At 70.7% G+C, this 12,686-nt stretch carries 9 protein-coding genes; 3 read left to right on the top strand and 6 right to left on the bottom strand.

Annotated features, from left to right (window positions below; translation table 11 throughout):
- Nucleotides 1–62: 62 nt before the first annotated feature.
- Entirely contained in the window at nucleotides 63–1,610 is a 1,548-nt protein-coding gene (locus ACI2K4_RS25725) for a PH domain-containing protein (protein WP_404514846.1), read from the bottom strand.
- A complete protein-coding gene (locus tag ACI2K4_RS25730; protein ID WP_404514848.1) occupies nucleotides 1,607–2,107 on the bottom strand; it encodes a PH domain-containing protein in 501 nt (166 codons plus the stop codon). Before ACI2K4_RS25730 ends, ACI2K4_RS25725 begins: the two co-directional genes overlap by 4 nt.
- 178 nt (nucleotides 2,108–2,285) lie before the next feature.
- Between ACI2K4_RS25730 and ACI2K4_RS25735 the strand changes: the two genes are divergently transcribed.
- Nucleotides 2,286–3,089: a carbon-nitrogen hydrolase family protein gene (locus ACI2K4_RS25735; RefSeq protein ID WP_404514850.1), complete on the top strand. Its 804-nt coding sequence runs from the start codon at nucleotides 2,286–2,288 to the stop codon at nucleotides 3,087–3,089.
- Complete coding sequence (locus tag ACI2K4_RS25740) at nucleotides 3,086–4,792, top strand: flavin monoamine oxidase family protein (RefSeq protein WP_404514852.1); 1,707 nt, start codon at nucleotides 3,086–3,088, stop codon at nucleotides 4,790–4,792. The genes ACI2K4_RS25735 and ACI2K4_RS25740 overlap by 4 nt, the downstream gene beginning before the upstream one ends.
- Nucleotides 4,793–4,851: 59 nt before the next feature.
- Here the strand turns inward: ACI2K4_RS25740 and ACI2K4_RS25745 are convergent, their stop codons facing one another.
- The 3 genes from ACI2K4_RS25745 to ACI2K4_RS25755 are packed head-to-tail and all read right to left on the bottom strand — an operon-like array spanning nucleotide 4,852 to nucleotide 8,358.
- Nucleotides 4,852–5,760, bottom strand: a complete 909-nt coding sequence (locus ACI2K4_RS25745; RefSeq protein ID WP_404514854.1) for an ACP S-malonyltransferase — start codon at nucleotides 5,758–5,760, stop codon at nucleotides 4,852–4,854.
- A complete protein-coding gene (locus ACI2K4_RS25750; protein ID WP_404514856.1) occupies nucleotides 5,757–7,199 on the bottom strand; it encodes a class I adenylate-forming enzyme family protein in 1,443 nt (480 codons plus the stop codon). Before ACI2K4_RS25750 ends, ACI2K4_RS25745 begins: the two co-directional genes overlap by 4 nt.
- A gap of 40 nt (nucleotides 7,200–7,239) precedes the next feature.
- Complete coding sequence (locus tag ACI2K4_RS25755; protein WP_404514858.1) at nucleotides 7,240–8,358, bottom strand: agmatinase family protein; 1,119 nt, start codon at nucleotides 8,356–8,358, stop codon at nucleotides 7,240–7,242.
- 530 nt (nucleotides 8,359–8,888) lie between these two features.
- On the opposite strand from ACI2K4_RS25755, the gene ACI2K4_RS25760 reads away from it, so the two are divergent.
- A complete protein-coding gene (locus ACI2K4_RS25760; RefSeq protein WP_404514860.1) occupies nucleotides 8,889–11,672 on the top strand; it encodes an AAA family ATPase in 2,784 nt (927 codons plus the stop codon).
- 30 nt (nucleotides 11,673–11,702) lie between these two features.
- On the opposite strand, the gene ACI2K4_RS25765 is transcribed toward ACI2K4_RS25760, so the two are convergent.
- The gene (locus ACI2K4_RS25765) at nucleotides 11,703–12,530 is read right to left on the bottom strand and encodes a metallophosphoesterase family protein (RefSeq protein WP_404514862.1); all 828 of its coding nucleotides are present in this window, start codon (nucleotides 12,528–12,530) and stop codon (nucleotides 11,703–11,705) included.
- Nucleotides 12,531–12,686 lie beyond the last annotated feature (156 nt).

Below are 12,686 nucleotides of genomic sequence, written 5' to 3' on the forward strand. Positions count from 1 at the left end.
AGGCTATCCAGGTGGGCCTTTTGCGACATCCCCTACCGCACCCCTAGCAGCACAATGGCTGATCAGGCAGTGTGGCGTGTCCCCGGCAGCGCCGGGGCGATTTCCCCGGCGGACTCGGAGCGCATTTCCGGGATCGGTTCGAGAAATCCGTCGAGCATTCCGGGGGTCGCCGCGCGGACCAGCGCGAGGCCGTCGGTGAGGGCCACGTCACGGATCTTGTAGCCGCCCTGACCGGCGGCGACCACGGCGACGAGGGTGGCCAGACCGGCTCGACGCTGGGCCGCGGTCTGGTTCACGCTCCAGGCGAGGATCCCCGACCGGTCGAGCAGGACGGTACGTCGGGCGTACGTGCCGTAGCGGGTGACCAGGTATCGGCCGAGCAGACCGGAGCCGAGGCTGCGGTACGCGTCGACGGCTGCGGCGAGGGCCACCGGCAGCAGCACGAGGCCCAGCGCCCAGGCGACGTGCAGGAGCACGTCGGTGACGAGCAGGCCGAGCAGCACCAGGGGTGCCTCCACCAGGGCGACCGCCGACAGGGCCCAGACGATCCGGCGCCGCAGTGCCGCCCGGGGGGCGGGTGCCAGCCGCAGACCGGCGAGGAGGTCCGGGTCCTCGCCGAGGACGGTGGCGGCCATCCGCTCCGCCTCCGCCCGCGCGGCGGGCGGCAGCAGCGCGCTCTTGGTCGACGTCGACCCGTCGTCGGCGCTGCCGAGCCCGGTGGCGATCGCGTTGAGCCGACCACCCCGGGCCCAGCGCAACGGGACCGGTTCGGCGATCTGGACACCACGCAGCCGGTGCCGTTCGAGCCAGACGGACCGGGTGCTGAGCAGCCCCCGGCGCAACCGGAGTGCGTCGTCGCCGACCGTCTCCAACCGGTAGTCCCACCAGGTCTCGACGAACGTCACCAGCGAGGTGAGCGCGCCGAGCAGGACGACGGTGAGGATCGGTACGGCGATCGCGGCCCAGAGCGGCAGGGTGGTCAACGCGAACCAGGTCGCGCGGAGGATCCCGACCTCGGCCGGGTTGATCCGCAGCGAGTCGAGGAGCCGGGCGAACCCGCCGACGACAAAGCCGACCCCGGCCACGCCCCAGACGGTCAGCGGCGCATAGCGCAGCCAGCGCCAGCGCAGGACGGCCAGGGCGTCGTCCGAGGCGGCCTCGCCCGATGCCAACTGCCGCCGCAGTTGCTCGGCGTGCTGGTGCGCGACCCCGTCGAGGGTGAGCTGCCGATTCTCCGCTTCCACGTGCGCGCCGGCACTGATCCGTACGGCCCGCAGTCCCAACACCCGGTGCAGCGGGCTCGCCGTGACGTCGACGCTGCGGATCCGGTCGCGGGGTACGGCGCGGTGGCGCCGGAAGAGGGCGCCGGTCCGCAACTCGACCCGGTCGTCGGTGATCCGGAAGCGGGTGGTCAGCAGCCGGACGGCGAACGCCGCCGCGACGATGACGAAGGTGAGCCCGATGGAGCCGAGGGTGATCACGGCGGCCAGGTCGAGGTCACCGCCGGTGAGCAGCAGGGTCAGCAGGGTCGAGCCCAGCGGTGGGACCAGCCAGGTGAGGCTGGTCGCGAGCATCCGAGGCTCCAGCCGCCGCCAGTCCGTGGTGGTCACTGGCCGTCCCCGGGCGCGGCCTGGGCCCGGGCCGCGAGGGACTCGGCCAGGTCGTTCGCGAGGTGCCGGTCCAGGCCCTGGATCCGGACCGGGCCGGCCGCCGACGCGGTGGTCACCACCAGCCCGGCCAGCCGGAACAGCCGCTGGAGCGGTCCGCTGGCGACGTCGACGGTCTGGATCCGGGCCATCGGCGCGATCCGTGACCGTTGCCAGAACCAGCCGGACAGCGCGTGGACCGCGTCGTCGGTCGCCTCCCAGCGGTGCACCCGGTACCGCCAGGCGGGCATCACCAGCACGTACCCGAGGCCGGCGGCGGCCACGACGCCGAGGCTGAGCCCGAGCCAGGTACGGGCCGGGGCGATCAACGCGGTCAGCAACGCCAGCACCGCGACCGGGGGCAGTACGACGACGACCGCCTGGATGGTCCACCAGGCGAGGGCGCGGCGTTCGAGCCGGTGACGGGGAGGCCGAAGTCGCAGTGGTTCACGGCTGGACACGGCAACAGCATAGGGGTCCACACATTCACTGAAATACGCGTACGCGAAGCACAGGGGTATCCGAGTCGACTAGGGGTTGTCGCTGTCCAGACCTGCCGGTAGCAATCTCTCCGGCACGTCAGAACGCCTGCTCGAATTGCGAGGCGAACGATCGGTGAATGCTTCGGAAACAGCGGTTGTGACGCGGGTCGCGTGTTGGCAGCCCGAATGGGTCACCAGCCGCTCGCATCGCGACGAATTCCTCGACCGGCTGGCCCGGATCGCGGCCGGCGCGGCGGACGGCGGCGCGACACTGCTGATCACGCCGGAGATGTCCGCGACCGGATACCACCTGGGTCGGACCCGCACCGCCGAACTGGCGGAGCCGGCCGACGGGGCCCTGGCCGACGGCGTACGGGCGATCGCCGAGCGCACCGGCGTGGCGATCGTGTACGGCTGGCCCGAGTCGACCGGCGAGGGCATCTACAACAGCGTCCAGCTCGTCGACGCCGACGGCACGGTGGCGGCCCGGTACCGCAAGACCCACCTCTACGGCCAGGTCGACCGGTCGGTGTTCGTCCCCGGCGAGCAGTTGGTGGTCCAGGCGAGGATCGGCTCGCTCACCGTCGGCCTGGTCGTCTGCTACGACGTCGAGTTCCCCGAGACCGTACGGGCGCACGCCCTGGCCGGCACCGACCTGCTGGTGGTCCCGACCGCGCTGGTCCGCCCCTGGGAGATCGTCGCCCGGACGCTGCTGCCGGCGCGTGCCTTCGAGAGCCAACTCTTCGTCGCCTACGTCAACTGGTACAGCTCCGGGCCGGAGGGCTACTGCGGGCTGAGCGCGGTTGCCGGCCCGGACGGGCGGCGCCGCGCCGACGCGGCCGGGATCGTCGGCGAGACCCTCCTCTTCGCCGACCTGGACCACGCCGCGCTGGAGACCGCCCGGCTGGCCACGACCTACCTGCTCGACCGGCGCCCCGACCTGTACGGCGCGGCGCGGTGAGCATCGTGAACGTCGCGGTGCCCTCGATCCAACGGGCACTGACCACGCTCGCGCCGGCCCTCTCCGCGCCGCCGGTCACCATGTTCGGCCCCGACTTCCCGTTCGGCTACGACCGCTGGCTGACCCACACCGACGGGCTGGGCTCGGTCCCCGCCGAGCGGCTCGGTACGCCGGTCGCGGTGGTCGGCGGTGGGATCGCCGGACTGGTCGCGGCGTACGAGCTGATGCGCCTGGGGCTGCGCCCGGTGGTGTTCGAGGCCGAGCAGCTCGGCGGGCGGATGCGTACCGCGACCTTCCCGGGGTATCCCGGTAGCGTCGCCGAGCTGGGCGCGATGCGCTTCCCACCGTCGGCCACCACCCTGTTCCACTACGTCGACCTGGTGGGGCTCGAGACCCGGCCGTTCCCGAACCCGTTGGCCCCGGCGACCCCACACACGGTCGTCGACGTCAACGGCGTCCAGCACTCCGCCCGGATGACCGACGACCTGCCGGCGGTGTACCAGGAGGTCTACGACGCCTGGAACAAGGCCCTGGAGGAGGGCGCCGACTTCGCCGCGATGGACGCCGCGATCCGCCACCGGGACACCGCTACCGTCAAGGCGCTCTGGAACCGGCTCGTGCCGCTCCTGGACGACCAGTCCTTCTACGGTTTCCTGGCGTCATCGCCGAACTTCGCCTCGTTCCGGCACCGGGAGATCTTCGGTCAGGTCGGCTTCGGCTCCGGCGGCTGGGACACCGACTTCCCCAACTCGGTGCTGGAGATCCTCCGGGTGGTGTACACCGGGGCCGACGACCGGCACCGGCTGTTGGCCGGTGGAGCCCAGCAGCTTCCGCTGCGGCTGTGGCGGCACGCACCGGACCGCCTGGCGTACTGGCCGGCCGGCACCTCGTTGGAGTCCCTGCACGTTGACGGCCCGGGGCCGGCGGTCACCCGTATCTCCCGGGCCGGCGGGCGGATCCGGGTGGAGACCGCGCGGGGGGCCGACGACTTCGCCACGGCGGTGCTCACCCCGCAGGTACGGTTGCTGCTCTCCCGGATCGAGACCGACGAGGATTTGTTCCCGGTCGACGTCTGGAGCGCGGTCGAACGCACCCACTACATGGGCGGCTCGAAGTTGTTCGCGCTGGTCGACCAGCCCTTCTGGGGAGAGGTCGACCAGCGCACCGGCCGCCCGGTGATGGGCATGACGCTCACCGACCGCTCGCCACGGGGCGTCTACCTGTTCGACGAGGGCCCGGACGCGCCGGGCGTGATGTGCCTGTCGTACACCTGGAACGACGACTCGTTGAAGGTGGCCGCGCTGCCGGCCGCCGAACGGCTGACCGTCATGCTCCGTCATCTGCGTCGGATCTATCCGGACGTGGACGTCCAGCGTCGGATCGTCGCCCCGCCGATCGCCGTGACCTGGGAGAACGAGCCGCACTTCATGGGCGCGTTCAAGGGCAACCTGCCCGGCCACTACCGCTACCAACGGCGCCTGTTCACCCATTTCATGCAGGACGCCCTGCCCGTACACCAGCGGGGGATATTCCTCGCCGGCGACGACGTGTCGTGGACCGGTGGGTTCGCCGAGGGGGCGGTGACCACCGCGCTGAACGCCGTCTGGGGAGTCCTGCACCACCTCGGCGGTCGCACCCCCGAGGCCAACCCCGGTCCCGGGGACGTCTTCGCCTCCATCGCGCCGATCGAACTGCCCTACTGAGCCACCGTCCGGCCGGGAACCGGTCGGCCCGGCGGTGAACGCCCCGCCGGGCCGCCCCGCTATCGGCGGGGACGGACCAGCACCCGACGGAGGTCGCAGAGTTCGACGTCGAAGTTCTCGGCCGTCGTGCGCAGCCGGGAGAACATCGCGTCCGGCCCGGCCACCCAGAGCCGGTCGACGCCCAGCTCACGCAGCGACCGTACGGTGTCGACCCAACGGATCGGGCGGACGAACCCGTCGAGCAGGGCGGCCCGCAGCGACTGCGGGTCGGTCAGCACCGAGCCGTCCTGGTAGGAGACGATCGGCAGCCGTGGCGCCGAGAGGGTGTAGGGCGCGTACACCTGCTCCATCTCGGCGCGGACACCGGTGAACAGCGACGAGTGCGCGGGCGGACGCATGGTGTACAGCGAATATCCGCCGGCCTCGCTGATCGCCGCCTTGAAGGCGGCCAGTTCCGCCTCGCGCAGCGACACCATGTGGAAGTCGGCGTCCAGCCGACCGGAGATGTCGTGCCAGTCCAGGTCGGCCAGCAACGCTTCCAGCCGCTCGCCGGGCACCCGGACGAACGAGTGGGTGACGACGTCGCGGTGGGTGGTCGCGAAGTGGTGGCGTTCGACCCGGGCGATCTCGTCCACCAGCCGTACGGTGTCGGCGAAGGGCAGCGCCCCGGTGTACGCCAACGCGGCCCGTTCCCCGAAGCTCGGCCCGACGCAGTACTCCGGAGCGGCGCCGAGCCGCTGCTCGGCCCACTCGGCCAGCGCCACGCAGGCGACGAGCACCGCGACCTGGACCGGTTCGGCGTAGTCGTCGTCGGGCGGCGCGTCGGCCAGCGCGTCGGCGAGGTGGTAGCCGAGTGCCTCGTTGGCCTCGGCGAGCCGTCGGCGCGCGATCGGATGGATCATCAGGAAGGTGCCGAGGTCCTTTCGGCGGACCGGCGAGAGGGCCGGGAAGACGATCGCGGCGGTCACGCGTTCACCTCCACCGGCTCGTCGTGGGCCGGCTCGGTGGCGAGCTTCTCCAGCGCCTTCCGGTCGGGCTTGCCGTTGCGGTTGAGCGGCAGTCGGTCCACGACGACAACGCGGTTGGGCTGCTCGTACGCCGGCAGCACCGCGCAGATCCGCTCCCGCCAGTGGGCGGGGGTGGCGCCGGCCTCGTCCTCGACGAAGAAGACCAGTGAGCTGCCACGCCGGTCGTCCGGCACGGCGATCACCTTGGCCGAACAGCCGGCCTCGGCGACCCGCGTCTCGATCAGCTCGGGGTAGAGCGTGTAGCCCATCCGGTGCACGGCCAACTTCCGACCGACGACGGAGAGGTTGCCGTGCTCGTCCAGACGACCGAAGTCGCCGGTACGTCGCCAGCCCCGTGGTGCGGGGGCGAGTTCCCCGGACGGGTCGAGGTAGCCCTCCATGAGGTCCGGGGAGTCGACCTCGATCTCGCCGATCTCGCTCGGGCCGAGCACCACGCCCGCGTCGTCGACGACGCGCACGCCCATGCCCTCGACCGGCGCTCCGGTGGCGACCGGGTTCTCCTCGGTCGCGAAGGAGACGTTGCCCAACTCGGTGCTGCCGTAGCTGTCCAGCAGGGGCTTGCCGCACAGTTCGACGTACCGGTCGACCAGGGTGGGGTCGAGCGGGGCGGCGCCGCTGCAGAACAGCCGTACGCCGCGCAGGTCGGCCAGCGGGTCGGGGCGCCGGGTGACGATGTTCCAGATGCTGCGGTAGGTCGCCGGGGTCGCGTCGAGCACGGTGACGCCGACCTGACCGGCCATCCGCAGCGCCCGGTCGACCCGGCGGTACGGGGCCACCACCAGGGAGCACCGCACCAGCCAGGCGATGAACACCATGGACAGCCCGTACTGGTGGGAGAAGGGCAGCAGCGGGGCCAGCACGTCGTCCGGGCGGTGGCCGATCTGGGCGGCGTTGCGCTCCAGGTTCCTCAGGAACCGGGCACCGGTCTTCACCACCCCCTTCGGCACGCCCGTCGACCCGGAGGACCACATGATCAGTCCGTCCGGGAGGTCTCGCCAGAGCGTCAGGTCCAGCGGGCCGTCCAGTCCGGGTACCGGCCGGGACGCGGCGTCCGCCAGGATCTGGTAGAGGTAGACCGCCTTGCCGTCGGCGGGTGGCAGGGCGTCGTCGTCGACGATCGACAGCGCGGCCCGGGTCAGTCCGGCGATCCGGGTGGTCTCCTCGGCCTTGTCCTGGTGGTCGACGAGCACGATCGACGCGCCGGCGTGGGCCAGGCCGAGCAACACGGTGACCCAGGCCGCCGAGTTGTCCGCCTTCAACATCACCCGGGTGCCCGGGCGCACCCCGAGGTCGGCCAGAACCCCGGCGACGGCGGCGGCGGACCGCTCCAGTTCTACCAGCGGTTGGGCGGAGTCGGGCGCGAATACAGTGGCGGTCATCGGCGGATGCCGTCCTTCCGCGAGTGCAGGTACGGGCGGGTCAGGTCAGCGGGAACTTGAGCTGGCCGGAGGCGATCGGGTTGACGTAGTCGGGGCTGACCATGCCCGCCTTCCTCATCGCCAGACCGGTCAGTCCCTCGAAGATGGCCCGGCGGGCGTTCATCGTGGTCGAGTAGCCGGGATCGAGGTGCGGCGCGACCTCCACGACGTCGATCCCGATGACGTTGGTCTCCGCGCAGAGCCGCCGGAACGCCCGGAACAGCTCGCGCGTGGTGAGCCCACCCGGCTCCGGTGTCCCGGTGCCGGGCGCGAACGCGGGGTCGAGGACGTCGATGTCGAGCGACAGGTAGACGAACTCCGGTCCGTCGAGGGTTTCCTCGATGACCTTGTCGAGCACCGCGTCGAAGCCCGACCGTTCGATCTCGACCATGAAATGGGTTCGCAGGCCGTTACGACGCATCCAGTTGAACAGTGCGTCGTCCGGTCCGGTCGGCGTACGCAGACCGACCTGGACAAAATTCTTGCCCGGGATGCGCTTTTCCTCGATCAGCCGCCAGATCGGTGTCCCGTGGGTGACCCGGTGGCCGAAGATGTGTTCGTGGCAGTCGGGGTGGGCGTCGAAGTGGACGACCCCCACCTTGTCCGGCCCGTAGAGGTCGGCCAGCGCGCCGACGCTCGCGATCATGAGCGAGTGGTCGCCACCCAGGATCACCGGGACGGCCCCGACCTCCGCCACCTCACGGACGGTCGCGGCGATGGACGGCAGTGACTTCTCGACACTGAAGATGTCGATCGCCGCGTCGCCGTAGTCGACCACCTTGAGCAGGTTGAACGGGCTCACCCTGGTGCTGGCGTTCACCATCAGCTCGGGGGTGTTGAACAGGTAACGCTCGTCGGAGCGGAGTGCCCGGGGGCCGTAGGCCGCACCCCGGTGGCCGGACGAGGAGTCCAGCGGCACGCCGAACACCGCGACGTCGACGGCGCCCGCGCGCAGATCCGCCTGGTCGAGGCAGACCGGCACTCCCATGAACGTGGGAATACCGGTGTACGCGGCCTGGAGGAAGTTGCGCCGCAGGTCGATCGGGCCCGGTTCCCGCGCCGGGGCCTGCGAGCGGTCGATCGGGGCGCGCCAATCCTCTTCGGCACCGTTCTCCGTCACGCTGCTCCTAACTTGAACACGTCTGTCCGAAAGTTACCCAACGCCAGCGGCACGCTACTGAACAACGTTTGGTCGAGCCAACCCCAGGCCATCCCCTACCCGCAATCCGCGCGCATTCTTGTCCGACACGACCAAGCGACGAATCCGTACCGAATCATTCCATTAATGCACGGTACACACTCTCATCAATTCCCCGATAGCTCTCATTAATCTACCCCTGGTCGACAGGTGAAGGCCGAGGAAACTCTTCCCCCAGATCGGTTACAGGGCGAGAGAGTCGCTGCTCATGGACGGTTTTTGATCTAGACGGCTGGGGTACCAGAGCGGATTTAGTATGAAATACAGGCATGACACTTTGCCCGATAACTGCATTTTGTCCCGCCGGAACTCACAACATTGTTCACAGTTCTGTTCATTGCCCGACTCAACTGCGTGATGACATACTGCCGATGCCGCACGACGGAAAATCGGACACGTCACCGGATTCCGAATAACGGAACAACGGGCCGGGACCTCAGGAGAAGCCACACATGGTGTTTGTGGAACGGCAGGCGCAGTTCACTAGCTTCACGGCCGCGCTCGCGGAATGTCAAGCCGGTAATGGACGACTATTAGCAGTCACCGGTCCATTGGCGAGCGGCAAGACGACACTACTGCAAACATTCGCCGAACGTGCCGCCGCCGAGGGGTTCCAGGTTCTGCGAGGTAACGGCGCGCGGACCGAGCGGGAACTGCCGCTGAGCGCGGTCAACCAGTTCTGCCACGATCTCCCGTTCGAGACGGACCACGCCAACCAGGCCGAGCTGATACGTGAGGTGCACGGCACCGCCGTACGTCATGGCATGGGTCTCTCGGTCCCCGGCCGCCGGCTGGCGGGCGTGCTGCACAGCATCTCCAGGGCGGTGCTGACCGCCGGCGCACGGTCGCCGGTGCTGCTGGTGGTCGACGACCTGCACCATGTCGACCCGCTCTCCCTGCACTGCCTGCTCTATCTGGTTCGACGCATCCGCAGCGCGCGGATCCTGGTGGTGGTCAGCGGCAGGGACAACATCCAGCCGACCGACCGGCAGTTGTACACCGAACTGATGGAACTGGCATCCGACAACCATCTAACGTTGCCACCGCTGTCCCGGTTCGAGGTTGGTGAACTGCTCGCCGGAGCCATCGGCGACCAACCGGCCGACGCGCTGGTGGAGGCCTGCGCGCTGGCCTCCGGGGGCAACCCGCTGCTGACCCGGGCACTGATCGCGGACCTGTGCGGCTCCGGCTGGCCCAGCCTGGACCAAAACGGGCAGGTGGTGACCGGTCGTGCCTACGCCGCCGCAATCCGCCGGTACGCGGAGCGTTGCGACCCGGTGACCCGACGGGTGCTGGCCGCCACCGCCCTGTTCGACGGGCGGCCATCGGTCGGTCCGATCGGCCTCGCCCGCCTCGCCGAGGTCGACACAGCCGCGGCCCGTCGGGCGCTGTCCGATCTGGAGAGCGCGGGACTGGTCCGCGACGGCCGGGTCGCACACCCGCAGGCCCGCCGGGCGGTGCTCGACCAACTACCCCCGACGGCCCTGACCGACCTGCACCAACGCGTGGCCCGGCTGCTCTACGAGGAAGGGTCGGCACCGTTGCCGGTCGCCCGACACCTGCTGGCCGCGGGGCAGACGCCGGCATGGGCGGGGCCGGTGCTCAGGGTCGCCGCCCAGGGGATGCTGCGCACCGGCGACACCGATCTCGCCGTCGCGCTGCTGCGACTGGCCCACGACGGGGCGGAGGACGAGCGGGAACGGGCGGCGCTCAAGGTAGCGCTGTTGCAGACGGAATGGCGTACCGATCCGGCTGCGGCCGGACACCGGCTCGGACAGGTCACCGAGGCGGCCCGGGCCGGCCAGCTCGGCGTGGAAGCACGCGTGACCACCGCCCACTGCCTGCTCTGGCTGGGCGAGACGGCCGAGGCGGTGGAGGTCCTCGACGGGCTCGGCGCGCTGGAGGTCGACGCGGAGCAGGGGGCGGAGATCCGGTTCCTCACCACCTGGGTCCGGTTCACCCACCCGGGTCTGCTCGGTGCCGAGCCGGCCGAACCCGGACCGGCCAGGCGTGGCCCCGAGACCGTGGTCAACACCCGGGACACGCTGGCCCACGCCCTGGTGACCGTGCTGACCAAGGGCCCGAGCAACGCGGCCGTGGTCGCGGCCGAGCAGGCCCTCCAACGTTCCCCGTTCAACGGCAGCGAACTGGCCGCGCTCGCGGCGGCGCTGACCATCCTCGTCTACGCCGACCACCTCGAGACCGCCACGCTCTGGGCCGACCGACTGCTGGCCCAGGCCAGCGAGCACCGTGCACCGTCCTGGCGGGGCATGTTGCTGGCGATCCGCGCCGACATCGCGCTGCGCTCGGGTCAACTGGCCGAGGCCCAGCGCTACGCCGAGGTCGCGCTCGCCACGATGTCCCGGGAGAGCTGGGCCGCCGCGATCGGCGTACCGCTGGGCGCCGTACTGCTGGCGCACACCGCGCGCGGTCAACTGGTCGAGGCGGGTCGGCTGCTCGACCAGCCGGTCCCGGACGTGATGTTCCAGACCGTCTGGGGCCTCTACTACCTACGGGCACGCGGCGGCTACTACCTGGCGACGGATCGGCCGGAGGCCGCCCTGGACGACTTCACCACCTGCGGCGACCTGATGGCCCGCTGGGACCTCGACCTGCCCGCCGTCGTGCCCTGGCGCATCCACGCGGCCCACGCCCACCTGGCGCTGCGGCAACCGGAGCAGGCCCGCGCGCTGGCCGAGAGCCAGCTCACGCAACTGGGCGCGGAGCCGAGCCGGACCAAGGCCGCCGCGCTGCGCGTCCTCGCCGCGGTCGCCCCGCTCGCGCAGCGCCCGACCCTGCTGCGTGAGGCCGCCGAGATGCTCCGTTCCTGCGGCGACCGTCTGGAACTGGCCCACACGCTGGCCGACCTCAGCGAGGCGCAGCGCTCACTCGGTGACTTCCACCGCGCCCGGCTGACCGTACGCCGCGCCTACGACCTGGCCGGCGACTGCCACGCCGACGCGCTGCGCCAACGGCTGCTCCCCGACGTGGACGACATCGTGCTGGAGACGGCCGACGAGACCGACACGGAGGCGTTCAACTCGCTCAGTGACGCCGAGCGGCGGGTGGCCGCGCTGGCCGCCCAGGGCAGCACCAACCGGCAGATCTCCAACAAGTTGTTCGTCACGGTCAGCACGGTCGAGCAGCACCTGACGAAGGTCTACCGCAAGCTCAACGTGACCCGACGGGCCGACCTGCTGGTCAAGTTCGGGCCAAGGATCGGCAACATCGTGTGAGGGTCGGTGGCGGGAACTCCCGCCACCGGCTCAGCCGAGCACCCGGCGCAGCGTCCCCGGTGGGGTGCCGCGCCGGCGCCACTCTCGTGGATAACCGACCGACACCTCCTCGAATCGGACCCCGTCGTACCAGGTGGTCCGGGGGATGTGCAGGTGGCCGTAGACGGCGACCTCGGCCCGGTAGCGCAGGTGCCAGTCGGCGGTCCGGTCGGTGCCGCACCACTGGGCGAACTCCGGGTAACGCAGGATCCGGGTCGGGTCGCGTACCAGCGGGAAGTGGTTGACCAGCACGGTCCGCAGATCGGGATCGACGGCTGCCAGCCGGCGCTCGGTCAGCTCCAGACGCGCCCAGCACCACGCTTCCCGACTCGGGTACGGGTCCGGGTGGAGCAGGATCTCGTCGGTGCACACCACACCCACGTCGTACGCGCGGGCCAGCGACGCCGCCTTGGTGTCGAGGCCCGGCATCCGGAACGAGTAGTCGTAGAGCAGGAACAGCGGCGCCACCGCGACCGGCCCGTCGGCACCGGTCCATACCGGATACTCGTCCTCCGGGGTGACGACGCCCAGTTCCCGGCAGGACTCGACCAGGCGACGGTATCGGGCCTCGCCACGCAGTTGGACCGGGTCCTCCCGGGGCGTCCACAGCTCGTGGTTGCCCGGCGCCCAGATGACCTTCTCGAACCGGCCGGCGAGCAGACCCAGTGCCCATTCCACGTCGGCGAGGATCTCTCCGACGTCACCCGCGACGATCAACCAGTCGCCGTCGTGCGTGGGCTGGATCCGCTCGACGATCTCACGGTTCTCCGCGTACGCGATGTGCAGGTCGCTGATCGCGAACAGCGTCGGGGCTCTCACGGTCGAAGGCTAGGCCACGTTCGCCCTGGGCCCAACCCCTACCGGACCCCGGCGGGAGGTGGTGCCCCGGCACGGCTGGTGCAGGCCGGGCAGGCGCCCCGCCGATCAGGTCACGGTGGGTAACCGGTCCCCGCACGCACGGAAGGGCCCCTCCCA

The organism is Micromonospora sp. NPDC050397, from assembly GCF_044901685.1.
Classification (GTDB): Bacteria; Actinomycetota; Actinomycetes; order Mycobacteriales; family Micromonosporaceae; genus Micromonospora_G.